The sequence below is a fragment of the Neobacillus niacini genome (genome assembly GCF_019749295.1).
Classification (GTDB): domain Bacteria; phylum Bacillota; class Bacilli; order Bacillales; family Cytobacillaceae; genus Neobacillus; species Neobacillus niacini_D.
Window position 1 is genome coordinate 231,018 of record NZ_JACWFG010000006.1, and the last position, 25,803, is coordinate 256,820.

Consider the following 25,803-nt stretch of genomic DNA (forward strand, 5'->3'; position numbering starts at 1 on the left):
TTCGAGGGGGCCCTTCCATGGAAAGATACGCAAGCATAGAAAGAAAAACAAATGAAACCCAAATTAGCTTATCATTAAACGTTGATGGTGAAGGAAAATCAGAACTTGAGACAGGGGTTCCTTTCCTAAGTCATATGCTCGATTTATTCACGAAACACGGACAATTTAATCTTTCTGTTGACGCAAAAGGTGATATAGAGGTAGACGATCATCATACAACAGAGGATATTGGGATATGTATTGGACAGGCATTGCGTGAAGCTCTAGGCGATAAAAGAGGAATTAAGCGCTATGGAAATGCTTTTGTACCGATGGATGAAGCATTAGCGCAGGTAGTTGTCGACCTTAGTAATCGTCCGCACCTTGAAATGAGGGCAGAGTTCCCAAGCGCTAAGGTAGGGACTTTTGATACTGAGCTCGTTCATGAATTTTTATGGAAGCTTGCACTTGAAGCTCGCATGAATCTTCATGTAATCGTTCATTACGGACAAAATACACATCACATGATTGAAGCTGTTTTCAAAGCGCTTGGCCGGGCTCTTGACGAAGCAACAACGATTGATCCTCGCATCAAAGGAGTTCCGTCAACGAAAGGGATGTTATAAATGATAGGAATTGTTGATTATGGAATGGGTAATCTCTTTAGTGTCAGTAAGGCACTTGAACGGTTAAATGCGGACTATTTTATATCAGGAGACAGAGAAGAGCTCTTAAGTGCTGATGCCTTATTGCTTCCTGGTGTTGGGTCATTTCGAGATGCAATGGAAGTGCTGCAGGCAGATACGATTAAGGAGTTTGCTGCCACTGGGAAACCTTTACTTGGAATATGCCTAGGCATGCAGCTATTGTTTGAGGATAGTGATGAGAACGGCTTGACAAAGGGGCTTGGGTTATTGCCAGGCAAAGTTCGACGCTTTCCTGGAACAAATGCTGCTGGTGAAACCTATAAGGTTCCGCATATGGGCTGGAATAAACTTGAATTTGTAAATTCATCTCCATTGCTAAAAGGCTTAGAAGAAGATTATGTTTATTTCGTTCACTCTTATTATGTAAGTGCAGAAAATTCTGAGGTGCTGCTGGCAAAGGCTGATTACCATGAAGAAGTGTCTGCAGTGGTTGGTAAGGATAACATATTTGGTATGCAATTTCATCCTGAAAAAAGCAGTAAGCTAGGGATGTCATTACTGAAAAACTTTTTGAATTTAGTTGAGGAAAGGAAGGCGGTACGATGACACTCACAATTTATCCAGCGATTGATATGCGCGGCGGCAATTGCGTACGCCTTCTTCAGGGTGATTACGATAAAGAAACGATTTATGGTGATTCCCCTTTTGATATGGCTCGCCGTTTTGCAGCAGATGGCGCAGAATGGATACATATGGTTGATCTTGATGGTGCAAAGGATGGAAAGCGGGTTAATGATCGCTTTGTAATCGAAGCAGCTAAAGAGTTAAAGGTAAAAGTCCAAATTGGCGGCGGGATTCGATCTGAAGAAGATATCCTTCATTATTTGGAAAATGGTGTTACTCGCGTAATTATTGGAAGTATTGCTGTTTCTAATCCACAGTTTGCGATAGAGATGATCCAGAAATATGGAGAGCAGATTGTTGTGGGGATTGATGCGAAAAATGGCTTCGTGGCTACCCATGGCTGGCTGACTACTTCAGAAGTTAAGGCAGTAGAACTGAGCAAACGCTTTGCGGACGCTGGTGCCGCGAACTTTATTTTTACTGATATTGCTACGGACGGTACTTTGTCAGGACCTAATATTGCGGCAGTTTGTGAAATGGCACGGGCGACAGGAAAAAATGTTATTGCCTCAGGCGGAGTGAGCAGTTTAGCTGATTTAAGTGCTCTAAACGCAGAAGGGGTTCGGGGAGCAATTGTAGGAAAAGCTCTGTATGAGAACCGCTTTACATTGAAGGAAGCACTGAATGAGGTGAAAAAATGACACTTACGAAACGAATCATCCCCTGTCTTGATGTAAAAGAGGGAAGAGTGGTTAAAGGGATTCAGTTTGTTCAGCTTCGAGATGCAGGGGACCCTGTAGAACTTGCAAGGTTTTATGATGAACAAGGAGCAGATGAGCTTGTCTTCCTCGATATCTCAGCATCGGTTGAAGGAAGAAAAACGATGGTCGAGGTGGTAAAGGCTGTTGCTTCAGAACTCGCTATTCCATTTACAGTAGGAGGCGGGATTAATTCCTTAGAGGATATGAAACGAATCTTGCGTGCGGGTGCTGATAAGGTGTCATTAAATACCGCGGCTGTAGTGAATCCTGCGCTAATTTCTGTGGGTGCAGGTTACTTTGGAACACAATGCATTGTCGTTGCTATAGATGCGAAGTATGATGAAGAGATGGGAACCTGGCGTGTTTATACTCATGGAGGCCGGACACCAACTGAGCGGAAAGTAATTGAATGGGCAAAAGAAGCAGCCCAGCTTGGAGCAGGTGAAATCTTGCTGACAAGTATGGATAGTGATGGAGAGAAAAATGGATTTGATCTTCAGTTGACAAAGGCGGTAAGTGAGGCTGTGACCATTCCAGTGATTGCTTCCGGAGGTGCTGGAAACGCTAGTCATTTTGAAGAGGCATTTGTAGATGGCAAAGCAGATGCAGCTCTTGCTGCTTCCATCTTTCATTATAAAGAGACGTCAGTTCACGAAGTGAAAAGCTATTTGCTAGAGAAGGGAGTGAGTGTCCGATGAATATTCGATTTGATGAAAAAGGTCTTGTACCTGCAATCGTTCAGGATGCTGATACGAAGGAAGTATTAACGTTAGCGTTTATGAATCAGGAATCACTGACAAAAACATTAGAAACAGGAGAAACATGGTTTTACAGCCGTTCGCGTCAGGAGTTATGGAATAAAGGAGCTACAAGCGGGAATACTCAATCGGTCGTAAGTGTGAAATATGACTGTGATCAAGACGCTGTCCTTGTGCTAGTGCAACCAAAAGGGCCGGCATGTCATACAGGAGCTGTTAGCTGCTTCTCAGAGGGTGTAGTGACGGAGAGAGAAACCATTAATCTGGCAGATTATCAAATTCTCCAGTCATTAGAGCAGTTAATTATCGAACGTGAAAAAGAACGTCCAGAAGGGGCGTATACCACTTACCTATTCGAAAAAGGCGTAGATAAAATCTTGAAAAAAGTCGGAGAAGAAGCATCCGAAGTCATCATCGCCGCCAAAAACCGCGACACAGAAGAACTAAAATGGGAAGCCGCAGACCTCCTCTACCACCTGCAAGTATTACTAGTCGAGCAGGGACTGCCATTTAAAGAAGTATTGAAAACATTAGAAGAACGACATAAACGATGATACTGTAACGGTGCCTGTCACCAAATATACAAAAACACGCTGTTATGCAGCGTGTTTTTGTATATTTGGATATTCTTCCAATATGCGCCAAACTATTGAATCCCTTCTCGTTCATGGTGAGGGTGTGGTATACTACATAAGTTAGTTTATTGTATAGATGTAAAGATGGAGGTCTCCATGATTAAAGACTCGAAAGCAAGAATTCAAAAGGGAAAGATTCTTTCATTTGTTCCTAATGGGGAATATTATTTCACGAAGGGTATTAAAGCATACCATCGCCGTGATTATAAGAAAGCAAAAAAATATCTTCAACGTGCGATGCAGCTGGAGCCGGGTGAACCTATGATAACCTGTCAGCTTGCTATAGTTTCAGCTGAACTTAGTGAGTTCGAGAACTCTAATCGACTTCTGCATTTAATCCTTGAAGATCTTGATGAAGAAATGGCTGAATGTCATTATTTTTTAGCAAATAATTATGCCCATATGGGGTTTTTTAAAGATGCATATCATCATGCTAATTTGTATTTGGAATTGGATCCAAATGGTGATTTTAGTGAAGATACTGAAGACCTTCTAGAGCTTCTTTCGTTAGAAACCGATGGCTTGGAGGATGAAATATACGAACAGGATGACTTAATCATTAAGCAGGAACAGGCTCGTGATTTATTAGAGTCAGGCTATTTTCCTAAAGCGATTGAATTGCTAAAGGATGTTGTAGAAGCATACCCAGAATATTGGTCTGCCTATAACAATTTAGCACTTGCCTATTTTTACTTAGGTAAAGCCCAAAAAGCAGAATCGATTCTTGATGATGTATTAGAAAGAAATCCAGGGAATCTACATGCATTGTGTAATCGCCTAGTCTTTGCTTATTACCAAGGTAAAACGAAAGCGGTAGGACGCTTACTGGATTCTCTAAAGAAAATTCAGCCGATGCTCATTGATCATCAATTTAAATTAGGGGCAACCTTTGCATTAATAGGTGAATACGAATCTGCCTATTTTTGGCTGAAAAAGCTTTATAAAAACGGTTTTGAAGGTGATGGTCCTTTCTATTATTGGCTTTCCTACTCTGCCTATTATACAAACCACGAAAACTTCGCACGCAGTATTTGGAAAATAGCTCTTGAACGTAACCCGGATAAAGAAGGATTTGAGCCTTGGAATGTTGAAAAACCCGTTGCAAATGGCTTTGAGGATCACTCTGGTTCTATTTTTCAAAAATTAGATAGTGATTACATCGAAGAACGTTTATTTGCGATATTCTTGGCCTCTGTATCAGATAAAACAGAAGAAATCTTCTCGTCTAAACGTTTTTGTCAAAATGAGAAGCTTACATCGCTGGAAAAAAACTATGTTTCTGTTGTGAAGTCAGGAACTCCTTCACCAATTAAAGATGCACAGGACATTGCACAGCTTCTTTATGAAAAACATCAGCCAATTGGGACGGTCGAATCAGGATTATATTTAATGTGGTTTTCGGTTTTTGTTGAAATGTACCAGTCGCAGATTAATCTTACTAATAAACGTGCTTGGGCTGGAGCGATGGAATATGTCTGGTATAAGTCGGGCAATGAAAAGGTATCACAGCATGAAATTGCCAAACGCTACGATATCTCACCAGCAACCATTGGGAAATATGTAAAGTTAGTGACCAAACACCTGAATTAAGCAGATAAATGGACTTCGGAACGATTGTTTAATACGATTAAGTAGGGAATACTATACTTAATCGTATTTTTTTATATATTTATATCTAGCTGCAGCGCCTAGGGGCTCGGGTCATAAGCCAATCCGTCAAGAAGGTTAAAGAGCAACCTTCATGCCGGCTCGTCTTATGCCTGTCGCCCCTGAGCAAGGCGCTTCCGCTTTTAAATAAGGAGTGAAACATTCATGTCTGAGGAAAAAATTTATGATGTGATTATTGCTGGTGCTGGTCCTGCTGGAATGACAGCTGCTGTTTATACATCTCGTGCTAATCTTTCTACACTTATGATTGAACGTGGTATGCCTGGGGGGCAAATGGCCAATACAGAAGACGTTGAAAACTATCCGGGCTTTGAAAGTATCCTGGGTCCAGATTTATCAACGAAAATGTTTGAGCATGCGAAAAAGTTTGGTGCAGAATATGCTTATGGTGATATTAAAGAAATTATCGACAATGGTGACACCAAAACAGTTGTTGCTGGTTCAAAGCAATATAAGGCTTATTCAGTCATTATCTCGGCTGGTGCTGAATATAAAAAGGTTGGGGTACCTGGCGAGAAAGAACTTAGCGGACGTGGAGTTTCTTATTGCGCGGTTTGTGATGGTGCGTTTTTCAAAGGCAAAGAGTTATATGTTATTGGCGGTGGAGATTCCGCGGTTGAAGAAGGAGTTTACTTAACACGTTTTGCTTCTAAAGTAACGATTGTCCATCGTCGTGATGAACTTCGTGCTCAAAAGATTCTTCAAGATCGTGCATTCGCCAATGAAAAAGTTGATTTCATCTGGAATCATACCATTAAGTCGATCAATGATAAGGAAGGAAAAGTAGGCAGTGTAACGCTTGTTTCAACTCAAAATGGTGAGGAACAAGAGCTTCCTGCAGATGGTGTCTTTATTTATATCGGAATGATCCCGCTCTCTAAACCTTTTTCTAACCTTGGCATCACGAATGAAAATGGTTATATCGAAACGAATGAACGAATGGAAACCAAAGTACCGGGGATTTTTGCGGCTGGAGATATTCGCGAGAAAACCTTAAGACAAATTGTTACCGCAACTGGTGACGGCAGTATTGCTGCACAAACGGCACAGCACTATGTTGAAGAACTTAAAGAAGAATTAAAAATTAAACAGTAATTTACAGATTCTTCATATTCGTAATCCTGTTTTAATTCTGTTGTAACAATGGTGAAATATTAATAAGGTACAATGTAATTAAGAATTGACCCCCTTTAAAATATTCACTTGGTGCACAGGCTTTTCAAGCCTGTGCTATTTTTTTACATATTTTTAACATAATTAAGAAATCTGATTTCATTGTGACCGCTTACCAAAAGGAGTATAATAAGAGGAATAAATATATGCTATTTTGCAAAATTACTTAGCTTGATATATAGAGAAGGTGTTTGTTGTGCAGCGAGTCACCAATTGTGTATTAATAAGAGATAATCAAGTATTGATGTTGAAAAAACCGCGCCGCGGCTGGTGGGTTGCACCAGGAGGTAAAATGGAGCCGGGTGAATCTGTAAGAGACTCCTGCATCCGTGAATACCGGGAAGAAACAGGAATATACTTAAAAAACCCACAATTGAAGGGTATTTTTACGTTTATTATGAAAGAAAATGATCAAGTGTTATCCGAATGGATGATGTTTACCTTTGTTGCAAATGATTCAGATGGAATGAGTTTTGATGAGTCAGATGAAGGTAAGCTTGAATGGCAGCAGCTAGATCAACTAAAAAATCTGCCAATGGCGGCAGGTGATTATCATATAATCGATTACATGGTTCATGGAAATGGGATTATTTACGGTACTTTTACTTATACCAGAGATTTTCAACTTATCAGTTATCGATTAGATCCAAGTTAACTTTAGGGGGAATAGAAAATGAGTACCGGAACAACAAATGAAACTCAAATGGTCATCATTACGGGAATGTCAGGAGCCGGAAAAACGGTTGCTATCCAAAGTTTAGAGGACTTAGGTTTTTTCTGCGTGGACAATCTGCCTCCGACACTGCTTCCAAAATTCCTTGAACTAATGAAGGAATCTGGGAATAAAATGAATAAAGTAGCATTGGTGATGGATCTAAGAGGAAGAGAGTTCTTTGATCATTTATTTAAAGCACTAGATGAACTAGCAGAAACCTCATGGGTGAGTCCGCAAATCTTATTCTTAGATGCTGATGACTCTACTTTAGTTAGAAGATATAAGGAAACAAGAAGATTTCATCCACTGGCTCAATCTGGTTTGCCATTAGAGGGAATTAAATTAGAGAGAGAGCTTCTAGATGAATTGAAGGGTAGAGCCCAGCTTATCTATAACACTTCACAAATGAAACCCCGTGAATTACGTGAGAAGATTATTACGGAATTTACTACGAATAATCAATCAATTTTTACCGTCAATGTCATGTCTTTTGGATTTAAGCATGGAATTCCAATTGACGCCGATCTTGTATTTGATGTACGTTTCCTGCCAAATCCTCATTATATTGATCACATGAGACCTAAGACAGGACTCGATGAAGAGGTTTCCAGCTACGTGTTAAAATGGAATGAAACGCATAAATTCATTGAGAAGGTAACCGATTTACTAAGCTTTATGCTTCCTCATTATAAGCGGGAAGGAAAAGCGCAGCTTGTGATTGCTATAGGCTGTACCGGCGGGCAGCATCGCTCCGTTACACTGGCAGAATATCTAGCTAAATATTTTGGAAATGACTATAAGACACTAGTTTCACATCGTGACATTGAGAGGAGAAAGGATCAGACGACATGAGCGAGTTAGGACAGCCAAGAATCGTCATCATTGGCGGCGGAACAGGATTGCCGGTTTTACTGCGAGGATTAAAACAATATCCAGTGGATATTACTGCCATTGTGACGGTTGCGGATGATGGCGGCAGTTCAGGAAGAATACGAGATGACCTGCAAATTCCGCCGCCAGGAGATATCCGAAATGTGTTAGCTGCTTTATCGGATGTTGAACCATTGGTTGAAGAAATGTTTCAGCATCGATTTAAAACCTCAAATGAATTATCGGGTCATTCACTTGGTAATTTAATTTTGGCTGCAATGACATCCATTACCGGGAACTTTGTCCACGCTATTCAAGAAATGAGTAAAGTATTAAATGTCCGTGGAAAGGTATTGCCTGCAGCCAACCAGAGCGTTGTTCTTCATGCAGAAATGGAGGACGGATCCATTGTTTCAGGTGAATCAAAAATTCCCTATTCCGGTAAAAGAATTAAAAGAGTATTTTTAACACCAAAGTTTATCCGCCCTCTGCCGGAAACTTTACAAGCTATTAGACAAGCGGATCTAATTATTATTGGACCAGGCAGTTTATATACGAGTATCTTGCCTAATTTACTTGTACCAAGATTAGGCGAAGAAGTTTGCAAGGCTCATGCTAAAAAGGTGTATATTTGTAATTTGATGACACAAGCAGGTGAAACACATGGATTCACAGCCAGTGATCATGTCAAAGCCATATATGATCATATGGCCTGCGCTTTCATGGATACCATTTTAGTTAACGACAAAGAAATTCCAGAAGATATCCAACTCCGTTATAATGAGGAGCTTGCAGATCCTGTCAATTATGATTTGGATCGAATTTTTGAGCTTGGATTAGAAGTCGTTCATGCAGACATTGCGGTCCAGGAAAATGGTGCATTAAGACATGATCCAAAAAAGGTTGCTAAAATACTATATAATTTACTCGTAGATGAAACCAAAAAGAGATATCAAGCGTAATAATAATACCCGGCTTAAAAAACCAGGTAAAAGGGGGTGAAGGGATGTCTTTCGCTTCGGAAACGAAAAAAGAATTAACGAATTTGGAAATAAAGCCATGCTGTGTTCGTGCTGAACTCTCGGCTCTCATACGAATGAATGGTTCTATGTCTTTTTCTAATCGGAAGTTGATAGTAGATATTCAAACTGAAAATGCAGCGATTGCAAGAAGAATTTATACTCTAATTAAAAAGAGCTATGATGTACCGGTTGAACTGCTTGTTCGAAAGAAAATGAGATTAAAAAAGAACAATGTTTACATCGTCCGTTTGTCACAACGGGCAAAAGAAATACTCGAGGATATGAAAATCCTTGGTGAAGGATTTACCTTCATCCATGATATAGCCAGTGATCTTATTAAAAAGAAATGTTGTAAACGTTCTTATTTACGGGGTGCTTTTCTTGCGGGAGGTTCTGTAAATAATCCGGAAACATCATCATATCATTTGGAAATTGCTTCGCTATATAAGGAACATAACGATTCCTTATGCGAGTTAATGAATAAATTTGGTCTCAATAGCAAAACGCTTGAGCGAAAAAAAGGCTATATTACTTACTTAAAGGAAGCAGAGAAGATTACCGAGTATTTAAATATCGTTGGTGCAGTAAATGCCCTTCTTCGATTTGAAGATGTGCGGATTGTACGGGATATGCGAAATTCGGTTAATCGACTGGTTAATTGTGAAACAGCTAACTTAAATAAGACCATTGGAGCTTCTATTCGTCAGGTTGAAAATATACGCTATATAAACGATACAGTTGGGCTGCATATACTACCTGAAAAACTAAGGGAAATTGCTGAACTCCGTCTCCATTACACGGATGTGACCCTGAAGGAATTAGGAGAGATGGTTGCTGGAGGGACGATTAGTAAATCGGGAATTAATCATCGTTTAAGAAAGATAGATGAAATCGCCGAAAAGTTACGTATAGGTGAAGCAGTTCCAAGAAAATAGAGGAAAAACATGAGGAGGAAATTATTATGGTAGAAAAACAAGTTGAAGTAAAGTTGAAAACGGGTTTACAGGCAAGACCTGCAGCATTATTTGTCCAGGAAGCAAATAGATTTTCATCCGATATTTTTTTAGAGAAAGATGGTAAAAAGGTAAATGCAAAAAGTATTATGGGTCTTATGAGCCTAGCGGTTGGTTCTGGGGTGGCTGTTAATATTATTGCTGAAGGTGATGACGAAGAAAGTGCAGTAGTAGCTTTGTCTAATTTTGTTCAAAATGAACAATAAAAAGAAAAAGAGTTTAGCCGAAAAATTGGCCAAACTCTTTTTTTCGTAGGCTTTCAAAAGTAAATATTTACTCTTAACACAGCTTTTTTTATAAAAAAACAGCCGAAATGAAATCGGCTGCTCTACTTATTATTTATCTTTCTTTTCTTCTGCAAGGCTTCTTGTGATGATGTGGTCGACTAGGCCGTATTCTTTTGCTCTTTCAGCTGTCATGAAGTTATCACGGTCTGTGTCCTTTTGGATTACTTCTAGTGGCTGGCCAGTACGCTCTGCTAGGATTCCATTCAATTTCTCACGAAGGAATAGAATACGCTTAGCTGCGATTTCAATTTCAGTTGCCTGCCCTTGTGCACCGCCTAATGGCTGATGAATCATTACTTCAGCATTTGGTAATGCATAACGCTTTCCTTTTGTACCAGCTGCAAGTAAGAAAGCTCCCATAGATGCAGCCATACCAATACAAATGGTTTGAACGTCTGGCTTAATGAACTGCATAGTATCATAGATAGCCATACCAGCTGTAATACTGCCGCCTGGGCTGTTGATATAAATAGATATATCCTTTTCAGGGTTTTCTGCTTCAAGGAATAGTAATTGTGCAACAATACTATTAGCAACATGATCATCAATACCACTGCCAAGCATAATAATCCGGTCTTTTAATAAACGAGAGTAGATGTCATATGCTCTCTCACCACGGTTTGTTTGTTCAATAACTGTAGGAATCAAATTCATTTTTCTTCCTCCTTTTAAGTATGAAAGTATTAATATGTATAGTTAATGATACACTGATGGTCAATTAAGGTCAAACAATTCGCCTTTATATTTGTTCGACAACTTTCCCTATCTAAGCATAACCATTGTGCGTTTTTTTAAACCTAACACACTTGCAAAGTTTTGCAAATTGGCATATAATATGTAAGTCGTCAATTTAGCGCTCGTGGTGCAACGGATAGCACGTAAGATTCCGGTTCTTAAAATGGGGGTTCGATTCCCTCCGAGCGCGTCATTCAAACCTCCTTTTACAAATGTAAAGGGAGGTTTTTATTATCTAGATGATAATTTCCATTCACGAAAGCCCTTTCATCATGTAAAATAGAGCAAGGGGGGATCAGTAATGGACTTAAAAGCAGGTTTATGGCAGCAGCAAACATTGAAATTGGCGATGACGCAGGAGTTGACTCAGGCAATTGCGCTTCTACAATATTCGGCACAAGAGCTTACTGCCTTCTTAGAAAATAAGGCACTCGAAAATCCCCTGCTTCAGGTTGAGAATCATACGATCCAGCCAATTAACCCATTAATAGACCGAAATCGGCGAAAACATACTAAGAATACAGAAAATGATTGGATTGAACAAATAGCAGCGAAGTCATCTTCTATTGAGGACCAATTGATCAGCCAACTTAATATCCATAAATACTCTAGTAAACAATTAAGGGTAATCAAATACTTAATTGAAAACCTTGATGTAAATGGATACTTAACATCGGAACCGAGAGATATCTCAGAGCAGCTCAGTGTTCCAATCGAACTGGTAGAGGAAAGTATTATCATTATCCAAACTTTGGAGCCAGCAGGAATTGGAGCCCGCAATCTTCAAGAGTGTTTAATCATTCAGGTTGAAAGGGAAAACCTAGAGGATGATTTGGCGTTAACTATCCTCACACATTATTTCGTTCCCTTTGCTGAAAAGAAATGGAAGCAAATTGCGAAAGAACTTGAAGTGCCATTACAAAAGATTCAAGAGGTATTTGATAACATACAACAACTAAATCCCCGCCCTGGTGCACTTTTAGAACTGGGAAATGCTTCTTATATTATTCCTGATGCTATTGTTGAACGAGTTGGGGATCAGTTTTTAGTACGATTGTGTGACGACATCATTCCTAAAATTAGCTTTAATGACAACTATTATCAAAAGCTTAACAGAACCCAAGATTCTCAAGTAGGACGTTTCTTGCAGGAAAAGGTACAGGATTATCAATGGATCATGAAAAGCATTGAACAGAGGAAGGAAACGTTAACAAGGGTAGTGAGTAAAATTGTGGAAAAGCAGCCTCTTTTTTTTCAAAAGGGGAAGGAATACCTAGTTCCAATGACGATGAAGGATATCGCAAGTGAGCTTGAGATTCATGAATCAACCGTTAGCAGGGCTGTAAAGGAAAAATATGTGCAAACGCCCATTGGAACGTTCTCCTTAAAATCCTTCTTTACTAGCACCATCCAAACGGTATCAGATGAAAACACTTCATCGAGCCAAGTGAAAAATGCGATTGCAGCCATAATCGAATCAGAAAACAAACAACGCCCGTTTTCAGATCAGGAAATTGTGGATAAACTAAAAACAAGCCAAGGAATTGTGGTTTCGAGAAGAACAATAGCAAAATACCGAGACCAGCTGGGAATTCCCTCCTCGTCAAAAAGAAAAAGATTTGATTGAAAGGAATAGAAAATGCCGCAAACAGTGATTACCTTTTACACTAGAAAACGCTGTCCACTTTGTGAGAAAGCAAAAGAACTAATTCTTGAATTAAAAGAAGAATGGAACTTCTCTTTTGAAGAAATTGATATTGATGAAAGTGATGAATTAACCGAGCAATACGGAATTATGATTCCAGTGGTTCATATCAATGGGGAAGAAGTGGCTTTCGGAATAATTAACAAAATGGACATACGTAACCGTTTACAAGAAAAAACGTAAAACTTTTAAGTTGAAATAGGTTTTCACTCCTGTTAGAATGTAAATTGTTAGCAGGGGTGATTTTTTTTCGATGAAGTGGGACATAATTTGTCTACGGTGGACATTTTATGACCAGTTACATATAATAAAGGAGCAGGACGTTATGCAATCACTCATCGATATTCAAAAAAGATTATTACCTGATCTCCTTCAAGTACTACATAAACGATATTCTATCCTTAGACATATCGGTTTTATGCAGCCTGTGGGAAGAAGGAGTCTTGCTTCCAACCTTGGGTACACGGAAAGAGTTCTTCGCAGTGAGGTTGACTTTCTAAAGGAACAAAATCTTGTCTCTATTAACAATGTGGGCATGAGTTTGACGTTAGAAGGAAAAAATTTACTGGAAGACTTAGAAGAAATGATTCGCGAATTGATTGGTATTGATGTAATGGAGCTTGAATTGAAACATCGTCTCAAAATCCGCAAGGTAGTGATTGTACCTGGTAACAGTGATGAATCATCAATGGTGAAAGATGACCTAGGGAAGGCTAGTGCATTTTGCATGAAAAAGTACCTAACCGGGAAAAATATTATTGCTGTGACTGGCGGTTCAACTATGGCGGCTGTCGCAAATGTACTTACACCAGAGCTTGGAAAAAAGGAACTTCTTTTTGTTCCCGCTCGCGGTGGAATTGGCGAAGATGTTCATAACCAGGCAAATACCATCAGCTCAATTATGTCAAAGAATACAGGTTCTAAGCATCGTGTCTTTTATGTACCTGATCAGGTAAGTAATGAAATTTATCAGTCCCTTATAAAAGAACCAGAAATTCATGAAGTATTAAATCTCATTAAATCTGCTAGCATGGTTCTTCATGGAATTGGGGATGCTATCACAATGGCTGAACGGCGGAAGTCGAAACCCGAGGTTATGCAAAAGCTAGAGAATCAGGCAGCGGTTGGGGAAGCTTTCGGCTACTATTTTAATGAAAATGGTGAGATTGTCCATAAGGTCTTGACGATTGGGCTTCAGCTAGAAGATCTCATGCAGATTCCAAATGTGATTGCTGTAGCTGGTGGAGCTTCTAAGGCAAAAGCAATTAAAGCTTATATGAAAAGTGCACCTGCCTCGACGATATTAATCACGGATGAGGGTGCAGCGAGAAAGTTATTAAAAGGTTAAACCCTTTTTAAAATAAAAAACCTTTTTTCAAAACAAGGAGGAAATAACAATGACAGTAAAAGTTGGTATTAATGGATTTGGTCGTATCGGCCGTAACGTTTTTCGTGCGGCATTAAATAATTCAGAAATGGAAATCGTAGCAATCAATGATTTAACTGATGCAAATATGCTTGCGCATCTTTTAAAGTATGATACAGTCCATGGAACTCTTCAACAAGATGTAACAGTTGACGGTTCTTACCTAGTAGTCGGCAACCAAAAGGTAAAAGTACTTGCTGAACGTGATCCAGCTCAATTAGGCTGGGGCGATCTTGGTGTTGAAGTTGTTGTTGAATCAACAGGACGTTTCACAAAGCGTGAAGATGCTGCGAAACACCTTGAAGCAGGTGCAAAGAAGGTTATCATTTCTGCTCCAGCTTCTAACGAAGATATTACAATTGTTATGGGTGTTAACGAAGATAAGTACGATGCGGCTAACCACCACGTATTATCAAATGCATCTTGTACAACTAACTGTCTAGCTCCTTTTGCTAAGGTTTTAAATGATCAATTCGGAATCAAGCGTGGAATGATGACTACTATCCACTCTTATACAAATGACCAGCAAATCCTTGATTTACCACACAAGGACTACCGTCGTGCGCGTGCTGCTGCAGAAAACATGATTCCAACTTCTACAGGCGCAGCGAAAGCAGTTTCTTTAGTTCTTCCAGAACTTAAAGGTAAATTAAATGGTATGGCAGTACGTGTACCAACTCCAAACGTTTCAATCGTTGACTTAGTTGCTGAATTAGAGAAAAATGTAACAGCTGAAGAAGTAAATGCAGCATTAAAAGCAGCTGCTGAAGGTCCATTAAAAGGAATTCTTCACTATAGCGAACTTCCATTAGTATCTACTGACTATAATGGCAGCCCAGCTTCTTCTTCAATCGATTCATTATCAACTATGGTTCTAGAAGACAATATGGTTAAAGTATTATCTTGGTATGACAATGAAGTGGGTTACTCAAGCCGTGTTGTTGACCTTATTGGATATATCGCTCAAAAAGGTCTATAATCTAAACTGGCACAAATTGGATATATATCCAACGAAAAGCTATAATGATTAAGGGTATTTCAAAGGGGAGCGGGGAACATTCCCCCCTCCTTTTTTCATGTAAAATAAAGACTTTGTATCTAGCTTTTTATCAATAGGAGGCTTCGCATGAATAAGAAAACATTAAAAGATGTTGATGTAAAAGGAAAACGCGTATTTTGCCGTGTAGATTTTAACGTTCCAATGCAAGATGGGAAGATCACGGACGAAACAAGAATCCGTGCTGCACTGCCTACCATTCAATACCTTATCGATCAGGGTGCAAAAGTAATCTTGGCGAGCCATTTTGGACGTCCAAAGGGTAAAGTGGTAGAAGAAATGCGCTTAACTCCAGTTGGTGTAAGACTTTCTGATCTTCTTGGCAAAAATGTGCAAAAAGCGGATGAAGCTTATGGTGATTCTGTTAAAGCTTTAGTAGAAGGTATGAATGAAGGCGATGTTCTTCTTCTTGAAAATGTTCGTTTTTACCCTGGTGAAGAAAAGAATGATTCTGAACTAGCGAAATCCTTTGCAGAACTTGCGGATGTTTATGTGAATGACGCATTTGGTGCGGCACACAGGGCTCATGCTTCTACTGAAGGTATTGCTCATCATCTTCCTGCTGTAGCTGGTCTTTTAATGGAAAAAGAACTTGATGTGCTAGGAAAGGCTTTATCCAATCCTGAACGTCCGTTTACTGCGATTATCGGCGGCGCAAAGGTAAAAGACAAGATTGGAGTTATTGAAAACCTATTAGAAAAGGTTGATAACTTAATTATTGGCGGCGGACTTGCCTATACCTTTGTGAAAGGTCAAGGTCATGAAATCGGTAAATCTCTACTTGAGGCAGATAAAGTAGATCTTGCAAATTCTTTTATCGAGAAGGCGAAAGAAAAAGGTGTTAATTTCTATATGCCAGTGGACGTCATTGTTGCTGATGATTTCTCAGCAGATGCGAATTCGAAAGCAGTAGCGATTAATGAGATTCCTGCAGATTGGGAAGCACTTGATATTGGTCCAAAAACAGCTGAAATCTATCGCGAAGTTATCCAAAAGTCTAAATTAGTAATCTGGAACGGACCAATGGGTGTATTTGAAATTGATAAATTTGCTGGCGGTACGAAGGCAGTGGCTGAAGCACTTGCAGGATCAGAAGGTACATATTCAGTAATTGGCGGCGGAGACTCAGCAGCGGCAGTAGAAAAGTTCAATTTAGCAGAGAAAATGAGCCATATTTCAACAGGCGGCGGCGCTTCATTGGAATTTATGGAAGGCAAAGAACTTCCAGGCGTTGTAGCTTTAAACGATAAATAATTTTAACTTGTAGTAAGGAAGGATGTGCCGGCATGCGTAAACCGATTATTGCAGGTAACTGGAAAATGAATAAAACACTGGCAGAGGCAAAAAGCTTTACTGAGGAAGTAAAAGGACTAGTTCCTGATTCCGGGAAAATTGATTCTGTCATTTGTGCACCAGCTTTATTTTTACAAAATCTTGTAGAAATTAGTGATGGCAGCGATGTCAAAATTGGGGCACAAAACATGCATTTTGAAGAGAGCGGAGCTTTTACGGGAGAAATCAGTCCGAAACCTCTTGCAGAGATTGGCGTTCAGTATGTGATTATTGGCCATTCCGAGCGCAGAGAAATGTTCAATGAAACAGATGAATCTGTAAACTTAAAGACTCATGCAGCCTTTAAATATAACTTATCACCAATCGTATGCTGTGGAGAAACACTTGAACAGCGTGAAAATGGTCAAACAAATGATTTAGTGGGCAGCCAGGTACAAAAAGCACTTGCAGGTTTAACAGCAGAGCAAGTGAAACAAACGGTTATTGCTTACGAACCTATTTGGGCAATTGGTACTGGAAAGTCTTCTACTTCACAGGATGCAAATGATGTCTGCGCACATATTCGTCAAGTTATTGCTCAAGAGTTCAGTGAAGATGTTGCCAATGCGGTAAGAATTCAATACGGCGGCAGTGTGAAACCTGAGAACATTAAAGAATACATGGCTCAGCCTGATATCGATGGTGCGCTTGTAGGTGGAGCAAGCCTTGAAGCTCGCTCATTCTTGCAGCTATTGGAGGCAGGAAGCTATGAGTAAGTCTCCCGTTGCCCTCATCATTCTAGATGGATTTGGATGCAGGGATGAACAAAAAGGGAATGCTGTCTATCATGCAAAGAAGCCAAACTTTGACCGCTATTGGGATTCATACCCGCACTCTCATTTAACGGCATCTGGTGAGGCTGTCGGCCTTCCAGAGGGACAAATGGGTAACTCAGAGGTTGGGCATTTGAATATCGGTGCCGGCCGGATTGTATACCAAAGTTTAACACGAGTAAATATCGCTATCCGTGAAGGTGAATTTGTCAAAAATGAAACCATTTGCAGTGCGATGGATCATGTGAAGAAAAATGGAACCAATCTGCATCTGTTCGGTTTGTTATCAGACGGCGGTGTGCACAGCCATATTAACCATATGTTTGCACTCTTAAAAATGGCGAAAGAGGAAGGCGTAGAGAATGTTTACATTCATGGCTTCCTTGACGGCCGTGATGTTGGTCAAAAAACAGCTGCAACATATATTCAGCAGACTTTGGATAAAATTAATGAGTATGGCGTTGGTGAGTTTGCTACGATTTCCGGACGTTACTATTCAATGGATCGTGACAAGCGCTGGGAGCGTGTTGAGAAGTCTTATTGCTCAATGGTTTATGGTGATGGACCTGCCTATACCAATCCTTTAGATGTGGTAGAGGATTCCTATCAACATGGAATTTTTGATGAATTCGTCATTCCTTCTGTTATAACAAGGGAAGATGGCCAGCCAGTTGCGACGATTCAAGACAATGATGCTGTCATTTTCTATAATTTCCGTCCTGATCGTGCGATTCAAATTTCGAACGTTTTTACAAACGAGGATTTCCGAGGCTTTGATCGCGGTGAAAAACATCCGAAAGATTTATTCTTTGTGTGTTTAACTCATTTCAGTGAGTCGGTAAATGGATACGTTGCGTTTAAGCCTTCTAACTTGGATAACACGTTAGGTGAAGTATTATCGCAAAATGGATTGAAGCAGCTGCGAATTGCCGAAACCGAAAAATATCCTCATGTTACCTTCTTCATGAGCGGCGGCCGTGAGGACAAGTTTCCTGGAGAGGAACGGATTTTGATTAACTCTCCAAAGGTTGCGACCTATGACCTTCAGCCTGAAATGAGTGCTTATGAAGTGACAGATGCATTATTGAAGGAAATACAGGATGATAATTTTGACGCAATCCTCTTAAATTTTGCTAACCCAGATATGGTTGGACATTCAGGAATGCTCGAACCAACGGTTAAAGCAATTGAAACTGTTGATGAATGCTTAGGTAAAATCGTTGATTTAATCCTTGAAAAAGGTGGAACTGCGATCATTACAGCTGACCATGGGAATGCCGATGAAGTTATCACACCCGAAGGCAATCCAATGACTGCTCATACTACAAATCCAGTTCCTGTTATCGTTACGAAGAAGGATGTAGAACTGCGAGAAGGAGGCATCCTAGGAGATTTAGCTCCGACGATGTTAAAGCTTCTTGGTGTTGCTCAACCTAAGGAAATGACTGGAAAATCGTTAATAAAATAATTTTTTATATTAAAGGAGAGAAATTAAATGCCATTTATTGCAGATGTATATGCTCGTGAGGTTTTAGATTCCCGCGGTAACCCAACAGTTGAAGTTGAAGTTTTTACAGAATCAGGTGCTTTTGGCCGTGCTTTAGTTCCAAGTGGTGCTTCTACTGGTGAATATGAAGCAGTAGAACTTCGTGATGGAGATAAAGGACGTTACCTTGGTAAAGGTGTATTAAAGGCTGTAGATAACGTTAATGAAATTATTGCTCCACATCTTGTTGGAGAAGAGTTCAGCGTATTAGACCAAGTTTCTGTTGACCAAGCTTTAATCGAGCTTGATGGAACTGAAAACAAAGGTAAATTAGGTGCGAACGCAATCCTTGGTGTTTCTATGGCTGTTGCCCATGCTGCTGCTAACTACTTAGACATTCCTTTATATCAATACCTTGGAGGATTCAACTCTAAGCAGCTTCCAGTTCCAATGATGAACATCGTAAACGGCGGAGAGCATGCTGATAACAACGTTGATATTCAAGAATTCATGGTTATGCCTGTAGGTGCTCCAAACTTCCGTGAAGCACTTCGTATGGGTGCAGAAATTTTCCACAGCTTAAAATCAGTTCTTAAAGAAAAAGGCCTTAACACAGCTGTTGGAGATGAAGGTGGATTTGCTCCAAACCTAGGATCTAACGAAGAAGCACTTCAAACGATTGTTCAAGCTATCGAAAAAGCTGGCTACAAGCCAGGTGAAGAAGTATTCTTAGCAATGGATGCAGCGTCTTCTGAGTTCTACAATAAAGAAGATGGAAAATACCACCTTAAAGGTGAAGGCGTCGTTAAGACTTCTGCAGAAATGGTTGATTGGTACGAGGATATGGCTACTAAATATCCAATCCTCTCTATTGAAGACGGTTTAGATGAAAACGACTGGGAAGGACACAAGCTGCTGACTGAACGCCTTGGTAAAAAAGTTCAATTAGTTGGGGATGACCTATTCGTTACAAATACTAAGAAGCTTTCTGAAGGTATTGAAAAAGGAATTGGTAACTCAATCCTAATCAAAGTGAACCAAATTGGTACATTGACTGAAACATTTGATGCAATTGAAATGGCGAAGCGTGCTGGTTACACAGCTGTTATCTCCCACCGTTCTGGTGAAACAGAAGATAACACAATCGCTGACATCGCGGTTGCAACTAATGCAGGTCAAATCAAAACAGGTGCTCCTTCACGTACTGACCGTGTTGCGAAATACAACCAATTGCTTCGCATTGAAGACCAATTAGGTGAAACAGCACAATACAATGGCTTAAAATCTTTCTATAACCTAAAAAAATAATCAACTAGGCTTAAGGCACTCATTGACGAATGAGTGCCTTTTGTGTCAGAGCTTATCGACCAAAATGGAGGTTGAAAATGGTAAAAGTGGTCACAAGAAGAGCCCTTGTGACCAAAAACTCTGGACGGGATGGTAAAAGTGGTCACAAGAAGGACCCATGTGACCAAAACTCAGGCTCGAAATGGTAAAAGTGGTCACCAGAAGAGCCCTTGTGACCAAAATTCAGATTCGAAATGGTAAAAGTGGTCACTAGAAGTACCCATGTGACCAAAACTCAGGCTCGAAATGGTAAGAGTGGTCACAAGAAAGACCTTATCCATCTTAGGTAACTCACAAAAGCTAGTATTGTTAAAAGCTCAATAATATGGTAAATTAAAAATACTGTGAAATGTACGAACTACAGGAGGTGGCTTACATGCATGCATTGGTTGTTACATTATTAGTAATCGTAAGTATTGGACTTATTCTAGTTGTTTTATTGCAATCAGGTAAAAGTGCTGGATTATCCGGCGCCATTTCAGGCGGTGCTGAAACATTATTTGGTAAGCAAAAGGCACGAGGACTTGATTTAATTCTACATCGTATTACCATCGTTTTAGCAGTTCTTTTCATTATCCTAGCAGTATTGGTTGCATACTTCGAAGTTTAATAATGAATACTCAAAAACCTGGCGGAATGCCGGGTTTTTTTAATTGCAGAAAAAACGGAGGCTTATTTCTGGAATGTTACCCATTACTTTGCTTAAACTAAGATAATGGATTTTATAGAATTGAAGGAGATTTAACTATGAAAATTGCTGTACCAAAGCCCTTTACCTTTAAAGGAGGAAAGCGGGCGGTTCTTTTGCTGCACGGCTTCACAGGCAATTCAGCAGATGTCCGGATGCTGGGACGCTTTTTAGAAAAAAAGGGATATACCTGTCATGCACCACATTACAAGGGCCATGGTGTACCGCCTGAGGAGCTTGTACACACCGGTCCTGAAGATTGGTGGCAGGATGTGATGAATGGCTATAATTTTTTAAAAAATCAGGGGTATGAGGAAATTGCAGTCGGCGGACTTTCACTTGGCGGCGTATTTTCTTTAAAATTGGGTTACACTGTACCTATAAAAGGTATATTTCCTATGTGTGCACCTATGTATATAAAAAGTGAAGAAGTGATGTATCAGGGAATTCTTGAGTATGCCCGAGAATATAAGGTACGTGAAGGGAAAAACGAGGAGCAGGTCGAATTGGAAATGAAAGAGTTCGCGAAAACGCCGATGAAAACCTTAAAAGCTCTGCAAGAACTAATCTCGGATGTCCGAAATAATGTGGACATGATTTATGCCCCTACCTTTGTTGTTCAAGGTCGTCATGACAAAATGATAAATACCGAAAGTGCAAACATTATTTACAATGAAGTAGAGTCTGTCAAAAAAGAAATAAAGTGGTACGAGGAATCTGGACATGTTATTACGCTGGATAAAGAACGTGATCAGCTTCATGAAGATATTTACGCCTTTTTAGAAAAATTAGATTGGAAAAATTAATCCTTTGAGGAGGGATTTTATTGGAAGATAATATTCAACTGCATGTTGATAAGCTATTACAATATATGAAGGACGAGGCATACAAACCTTTAACCGTTCAAGAGTTGGAAGAGGCATTTGGTATATCCGATTCGAGCGATTTTAAAGAATTTGTTAAAGCACTCGTCCAAATGGAAGAAAAAGGACTAGTCGTCCGCACACGCAGCAATCGCTACGGCCTGCCGCAAAAAATGAATTTAATTCGCGGAAAATTAACAGGTCATGCGAAAGGATTTGCTTTTGTGATTCCTGATGAGCCGGGGATGGATGATATTTTTATTCCACCTAATGAAACGAATACCGCTATGCACGGAGATACCGTACTGGCACGTATTTCTTCGGAAAGCTCAGGTCAACGTCGAGAAGGCAGCGTTATTCGCATTCTAGAACGTGGAGTACAGCAGATTGTCGGTACTTATGTTGAAAGCAAGAGTTTTGGTTTTGTTATCCCTGATGATAAAAAATTTGCCAGCGATGTGTTTATTCCGAAAGCAGCGTCTAAAGGAGCAGTTGAAGGCCATAAAGTGGTCGTAAAGCTAACAACCTATCCAGAAGGCAGGAAAAGTGCTGAAGGCGAAGTTATAAAGGTACTAGGACATAAAAATGACCCTGGTGTAGATATTTTGTCTGTCATCCACAAACATGGTCTTCCGATGTCTTTTCCGGATGAAGTTTTAAAGCAGGCAAATGAGACACCAGATACGATTGATGAGAGTGAATTAGCGAACCGCCGCGATTTACGCAATGAAACGATTGTTACGATAGACGGTGCAGACGCGAAAGACCTTGATGATGCTGTTACCGTAACAAAGCTTGAAAATGGCAACTATAAGCTTGGCGTACATATTGCTGATGTAAGTTACTATGTCAAAGAAGGAACGCCAATCGATCTGGAGGCTGAAGAGAGAGCAACAAGTGTTTATTTAGTGGACAGGGTTATTCCAATGATTCCACACCGCTTATCAAATGGAATTTGTTCATTGAATCCACGAGTAGACCGGCTGGTATTATCCTGCGATATGGAAATTAATTCGGAAGGTCAAGTGGTGAATCATGAGATTTTCCAAAGTGTCATCAAGACCACTGAGAGAATGACCTATTTTGATGTAAATAAGATTTTAGTTGATAAAGATGAGGAAACACGTTCTCGATATGAATCACTTGTTCCGATGTTTGAACAAATGGAGGAACTTGCCCAAATCCTGCGCGAGAAAAGAATGAAGCGTGGTGCGATTGATTTCGATTTCAAAGAGTCAAAGGTCTTGGTTGATGAAGATAGTAAACCAACAGATGTTGTTCTCCGTGAACGTTCGGTAGCGGAAAAATTAATTGAAGAATTTATGCTTGCTGCGAATGAAACCGTTGCAGAGCATTTTCACTGGATGGAAGTACCGTTTATTTACCGGATTCACGAAGATCCAAAGGAAGATAAGCTAAGAAGATTTTTTGAGTTTATCACCAACTTTGGCTACATCGTAAAAGGTACTGCGAATGATGTTCATCCAAGGGCCCTTCAAGAAATTATTGAGGAAGTTCAAGGAAAGCCGGAAGAGATGGTTATTTCGACCGTTATGCTTCGTTCTATGCAGCAGGCGAAATACGATCCTGAAAGTCTTGGACACTTTGGATTATCAACAGAGTTTTATACGCATTTTACCTCTCCAATTCGACGCTATCCTGATACCATCGTTCATCGCTTGATCCGAACATACCTAGTTGAAGGTAAGCTTGATGAAACGACAAGGGAAAAATGGAATGCCAGACTACCTGAAATTGCGCAGCATTCTTCCAAAATGGAGCGCCGGGCAGTGGATGCTGAGCGTGAGACGGATGAACTTAAGAAAGCTGAATATATGGAAGATAAGATTGGTGAAGAGTACGACGGAATCATAAGCTCAGTCACGAATTTTGGGATGTTCGTCGAGCTTCCAAATACGATAGAAGGTCTCGTACATGTCAGTTACCTGACCGATGATTACTATCGTTTTGATGAACGTCATTTTGCAATGATAGGCGAGCGGACAGGCAATGTATTCCGAATTGGTGATGAAATTACCGTTAGAGTAGTGAAGGTCAATAAAGATGAGCGTTCCATTGACTTTGAAGTAGTTGGAATGAAAGGGACTCGCCGTGAACGCTCTGAGAATACAAGAGTATTTAAAACCGGCAGTGATACGAAAAAGCCGCGCCGCAATAAAACAGAAGGCCGTGGCGGTCAAAAGACCGAGGCTCGTGGAGCAGGATCAGGCCAAGGATCTGGAACCCGAAAGAAAAAGAAGTTTTACGATAACGTACCTAAAAACAAAAGTACCAAACGTAAAAATAAGAAAAGATAATAGGTAGTATGTTTGCAGCCTTTATAGTGCCCTGAACCTTCTAATGAAATGGTTTGGGGAACTATAGAGGCTTCATAGTGCCCGAAATATAGAGTGAAGCGATAAATGGTCACTCATGATAGGCATGAGTGACCGTACCCTAGAGGAAATCGTGACAGTGGTCACTCATGATAGTGATGAGAGCCCGAAACCTAGTGGGAATTGTGAAAGTGGTCACTCATGACAGCGATGAGAGCCCGAAACCTAGTGGGAATTGTGAAAGTGGTCACTCATGACAGCGATGAGTGACCAAAATCTAGATGGAACCGTTAAAGGAGGCTCTCATCACTGTCATGACTCCTCGTTATACGAGAGAAAATTAGATTTACACTCACTATGAATGTTTAATCAGAAATGAATAGTGGTATTAACCATATATGGCTCTCTTTCAATTGTTATGAATTGAGTTTTCTGCTAAAATTAATCCATAATGAGGTGAGAGACATGCCAAAAGGTGTAGGGAAAGTGGTTGCGCAAAATAAAAAGGCATACCATGATTACTATATTGAAGAGACGTACGAGGCTGGAATCGTTCTGCAAGGAACAGAAATCAAGTCCATTCGTGCAGGAAAAGTGAACCTAAAGGATTCCTATGCAAGAATTCAAAATGGAGAAATGCATTTATTAAACATGCATGTAAGCCCCTATGAACAAGGGAACCGCTTTAATCATGATCCATTAAGGCAGAGAAAGCTTTTGCTCCATAAGCGTGAAATTAATAAGCTTTTTGGAGAAACGAGAGAAGCTGGTTATGCGCTAATTCCTTTAAAAATCTATTTGAAAAATGGATTTGCTAAGGTATTATTAGGTTTAGCAAAAGGTAAGAAGAATTATGATAAACGTGAAGTATTGAAGCAAAAAGAAGCGAAGCGTGATATCGAGCGTGCCTTCCGAGAGCGTCAAAAAATGTAATTACAAAAACTTACAATTGAAAAAGACGCTCAGTGTGTTATAATAAGTTTGTCGCTGAGATACGCGACAGAAACTTTTGCTCAAACTATTGTTGAGCATCCTGACGCTTGCTTAAATCTTTAACTAGATTTTGAGCACATTTTATATGGGGGCGCTAAGGATTCGACAGGGGTAGTTCGAGCTTAGGTTGCGAGTCGAGGGGATCGGCCTCGTTAAAACGTCAACGCCTATAACTGGCAAAACTAACAACAACCTAGCTTTCGCAGCTTAATAACTGCTTAGCTGTTCGCCCCTCCATCGCCTATGTGGTAGGGTAGCGGACTCACTCTTAGTAGGCTACGCCGGAGTCCACCGTCTGAGGACGAAGGAAGAGAACAACCAGACTAGCTGACCGGCCGCCTGTCGGCAGGCAAAAGGATCAGCGAAGCGCCAATATGTCGACTACACTCGTAGAAGCTTAAGTGCCGTTATCTTTGGACGCGGGTTCGATTAGTAACTTAGTCGCCTTATGTGGTAACACATAAGTGAAAATTCGGCTTTATCGGTGAAACCTACGTCGCTTATAGCGATAAGGCAATGCCGAGCGGTATGTGGAGTAATCCAACAGCCGTGTATCGACTTATAGGCTGCCATAATAAACATGGTAGTACTAGGATGCGAAATCCTTACCTTTAGGTAAAAAATTATATTTCGCATAAGACGCCGAAGGACCTGTGTTTCTTACAGGTTCAAGATATAGTCAGTGCCATGACGAAAGCATGGAAACGCACGTCCCGCCGTCTCCACCATACATAAGGTGGATAACAAGATCAGTAGAGATACTGGTCTTTTTTTATTTTTAGGCTCTGTTATTATTCAATGTTGATTTTCGTGTAGGATTGAGAATTCATAGGCGGAGAATTTCCGGCTATTGTTTATAGAGGAACCTTGAGAGCAGATATAAGTTATCATGAACGAAACTAGCTCCTTA

25 protein-coding genes, 1 tRNA gene and 1 other RNA gene are annotated in these 25,803 nt (G+C 40.1%); 26 read left to right on the top strand and 1 reads right to left on the bottom strand.

The window, feature by feature from the left end; genetic code table 11:
• Positions 1-17: 17 nt before the first annotated feature.
• The 12 genes from hisB to H0184_RS11010 all read left to right on the top strand — a co-directional run bounded on the left by hisB (position 18) and on the right by H0184_RS11010 (position 10,071).
• A complete protein-coding gene (gene hisB, locus H0184_RS10955; protein ID WP_221824369.1) occupies positions 18-605 on the top strand; it encodes an imidazoleglycerol-phosphate dehydratase HisB in 588 nt (195 codons plus the stop codon).
• Positions 606-1,232, top strand: coding sequence for an imidazole glycerol phosphate synthase subunit HisH (gene hisH, locus H0184_RS10960; protein WP_221824371.1), 627 nt, complete (start codon positions 606-608; stop codon positions 1,230-1,232).
• Positions 1,229-1,951 carry a 1-(5-phosphoribosyl)-5-[(5-phosphoribosylamino)methylideneamino]imidazole-4-carboxamide isomerase gene (gene hisA / locus H0184_RS10965; protein WP_221824373.1) on the top strand — a complete coding sequence of 241 codons (723 nt, stop codon included), beginning with the start codon at positions 1,229-1,231 and terminating at the stop codon, positions 1,949-1,951. Before hisH ends, hisA begins: the two co-directional genes overlap by 4 nt.
• On the top strand, positions 1,948-2,709 hold the full coding sequence (hisF, locus tag H0184_RS10970; RefSeq protein WP_221824375.1) for an imidazole glycerol phosphate synthase subunit HisF: 762 nt from the start codon (positions 1,948-1,950) through the stop codon (positions 2,707-2,709). Before hisA ends, hisF begins: the two co-directional genes overlap by 4 nt.
• The gene (gene hisIE / locus H0184_RS10975; RefSeq protein ID WP_221824377.1) at positions 2,706-3,323 is read left to right on the top strand and encodes a bifunctional phosphoribosyl-AMP cyclohydrolase/phosphoribosyl-ATP diphosphatase HisIE; all 618 of its coding nucleotides are present in this window, start codon (positions 2,706-2,708) and stop codon (positions 3,321-3,323) included. Before hisF ends, hisIE begins: the two co-directional genes overlap by 4 nt.
• Positions 3,324-3,500: 177 nt before the next feature.
• Positions 3,501-4,994, top strand: coding sequence for a tetratricopeptide repeat protein (locus H0184_RS10980; RefSeq protein ID WP_221824378.1), 1,494 nt, complete (start codon positions 3,501-3,503; stop codon positions 4,992-4,994).
• Between the two features lie 222 nt (positions 4,995-5,216).
• A complete protein-coding gene (trxB, locus tag H0184_RS10985; RefSeq protein ID WP_221824380.1) occupies positions 5,217-6,167 on the top strand; it encodes a thioredoxin-disulfide reductase in 951 nt (316 codons plus the stop codon).
• A gap of 274 nt (positions 6,168-6,441) precedes the next feature.
• Positions 6,442-6,900 (top strand): NUDIX hydrolase, encoded by a 459-nt coding sequence (locus H0184_RS10990; protein WP_221824382.1) that lies wholly within the window; start codon positions 6,442-6,444, stop codon positions 6,898-6,900.
• A gap of 18 nt (positions 6,901-6,918) precedes the next feature.
• Positions 6,919-7,812, top strand: a complete 894-nt coding sequence (gene rapZ / locus H0184_RS10995) for an RNase adapter RapZ (RefSeq protein WP_221824385.1) — start codon at positions 6,919-6,921, stop codon at positions 7,810-7,812.
• A complete protein-coding gene (locus H0184_RS11000) occupies positions 7,809-8,792 on the top strand; it encodes a gluconeogenesis factor YvcK family protein (protein ID WP_221824387.1) in 984 nt (327 codons plus the stop codon). Before rapZ ends, H0184_RS11000 begins: the two co-directional genes overlap by 4 nt.
• Positions 8,793-8,836: 44 nt before the next feature.
• Positions 8,837-9,787 carry a DNA-binding protein WhiA gene (gene whiA / locus H0184_RS11005; RefSeq protein ID WP_221824389.1) on the top strand — a complete coding sequence of 317 codons (951 nt, stop codon included), beginning with the start codon at positions 8,837-8,839 and terminating at the stop codon, positions 9,785-9,787.
• A 26-nt stretch (positions 9,788-9,813) separates the two neighbouring features.
• On the top strand, positions 9,814-10,071 hold the full coding sequence (locus H0184_RS11010; RefSeq protein WP_221824390.1) for an HPr family phosphocarrier protein: 258 nt from the start codon (positions 9,814-9,816) through the stop codon (positions 10,069-10,071).
• A 129-nt stretch (positions 10,072-10,200) separates the two neighbouring features.
• Here H0184_RS11010 and clpP read toward each other — a convergent pair whose 3' ends face one another.
• Positions 10,201-10,806: an ATP-dependent Clp endopeptidase proteolytic subunit ClpP gene (gene clpP, locus H0184_RS11015; protein ID WP_221824392.1), complete on the bottom strand. Its 606-nt coding sequence runs from the start codon at positions 10,804-10,806 to the stop codon at positions 10,201-10,203.
• Between the two features lie 199 nt (positions 10,807-11,005).
• Here clpP and H0184_RS11020 point away from each other — a divergent pair.
• The 14 genes from H0184_RS11020 to ssrA all read left to right on the top strand — a co-directional run bounded on the left by H0184_RS11020 (position 11,006) and on the right by ssrA (position 25,325).
• Positions 11,006-11,077: transfer RNA gene (locus H0184_RS11020), tRNA-Arg, on the top strand.
• 111 nt (positions 11,078-11,188) lie between these two features.
• On the top strand, positions 11,189-12,514 hold the full coding sequence (gene rpoN / locus H0184_RS11025) for an RNA polymerase factor sigma-54 (protein ID WP_221824395.1): 1,326 nt from the start codon (positions 11,189-11,191) through the stop codon (positions 12,512-12,514).
• Between the two features lie 12 nt (positions 12,515-12,526).
• Positions 12,527-12,775, top strand: a complete 249-nt coding sequence (locus tag H0184_RS11030; RefSeq protein ID WP_221824397.1) for a glutaredoxin family protein — start codon at positions 12,527-12,529, stop codon at positions 12,773-12,775.
• 142 nt (positions 12,776-12,917) lie between these two features.
• A complete protein-coding gene (locus H0184_RS11035; protein WP_221824398.1) occupies positions 12,918-13,940 on the top strand; it encodes a sugar-binding transcriptional regulator in 1,023 nt (340 codons plus the stop codon).
• A gap of 49 nt (positions 13,941-13,989) precedes the next feature.
• The gene (gene gap / locus H0184_RS11040) at positions 13,990-14,997 is read left to right on the top strand and encodes a type I glyceraldehyde-3-phosphate dehydrogenase (protein WP_221824400.1); all 1,008 of its coding nucleotides are present in this window, start codon (positions 13,990-13,992) and stop codon (positions 14,995-14,997) included.
• A 147-nt stretch (positions 14,998-15,144) separates the two neighbouring features.
• Complete coding sequence (locus H0184_RS11045) at positions 15,145-16,329, top strand: phosphoglycerate kinase (protein WP_221824402.1); 1,185 nt, start codon at positions 15,145-15,147, stop codon at positions 16,327-16,329.
• A gap of 32 nt (positions 16,330-16,361) precedes the next feature.
• Positions 16,362-17,123: a triose-phosphate isomerase gene (gene tpiA, locus H0184_RS11050; protein WP_221824404.1), complete on the top strand. Its 762-nt coding sequence runs from the start codon at positions 16,362-16,364 to the stop codon at positions 17,121-17,123.
• Positions 17,116-18,648 (top strand): 2,3-bisphosphoglycerate-independent phosphoglycerate mutase, encoded by a 1,533-nt coding sequence (gene gpmI / locus H0184_RS11055; protein ID WP_221824406.1) that lies wholly within the window; start codon positions 17,116-17,118, stop codon positions 18,646-18,648. Before tpiA ends, gpmI begins: the two co-directional genes overlap by 8 nt.
• 27 nt (positions 18,649-18,675) lie before the next feature.
• Complete coding sequence (gene eno, locus H0184_RS11060; RefSeq protein WP_221824408.1) at positions 18,676-19,974, top strand: phosphopyruvate hydratase; 1,299 nt, start codon at positions 18,676-18,678, stop codon at positions 19,972-19,974.
• A 415-nt stretch (positions 19,975-20,389) separates the two neighbouring features.
• On the top strand, positions 20,390-20,623 hold the full coding sequence (secG, locus tag H0184_RS11065) for a preprotein translocase subunit SecG (RefSeq protein ID WP_095246682.1): 234 nt from the start codon (positions 20,390-20,392) through the stop codon (positions 20,621-20,623).
• A gap of 137 nt (positions 20,624-20,760) precedes the next feature.
• A complete protein-coding gene (locus H0184_RS11070; RefSeq protein WP_221824410.1) occupies positions 20,761-21,507 on the top strand; it encodes an alpha/beta hydrolase in 747 nt (248 codons plus the stop codon).
• A gap of 20 nt (positions 21,508-21,527) precedes the next feature.
• Complete coding sequence (rnr, locus tag H0184_RS11075) at positions 21,528-23,882, top strand: ribonuclease R (RefSeq protein ID WP_221824412.1); 2,355 nt, start codon at positions 21,528-21,530, stop codon at positions 23,880-23,882.
• 483 nt (positions 23,883-24,365) lie between these two features.
• Positions 24,366-24,833 carry an SsrA-binding protein SmpB gene (gene smpB / locus H0184_RS11080; RefSeq protein ID WP_221824414.1) on the top strand — a complete coding sequence of 156 codons (468 nt, stop codon included), beginning with the start codon at positions 24,366-24,368 and terminating at the stop codon, positions 24,831-24,833.
• A gap of 155 nt (positions 24,834-24,988) precedes the next feature.
• Positions 24,989-25,325: a transfer-messenger RNA gene (gene ssrA, locus H0184_RS11085) on the top strand.
• Positions 25,326-25,803: the final 478 nt, after the last annotated feature.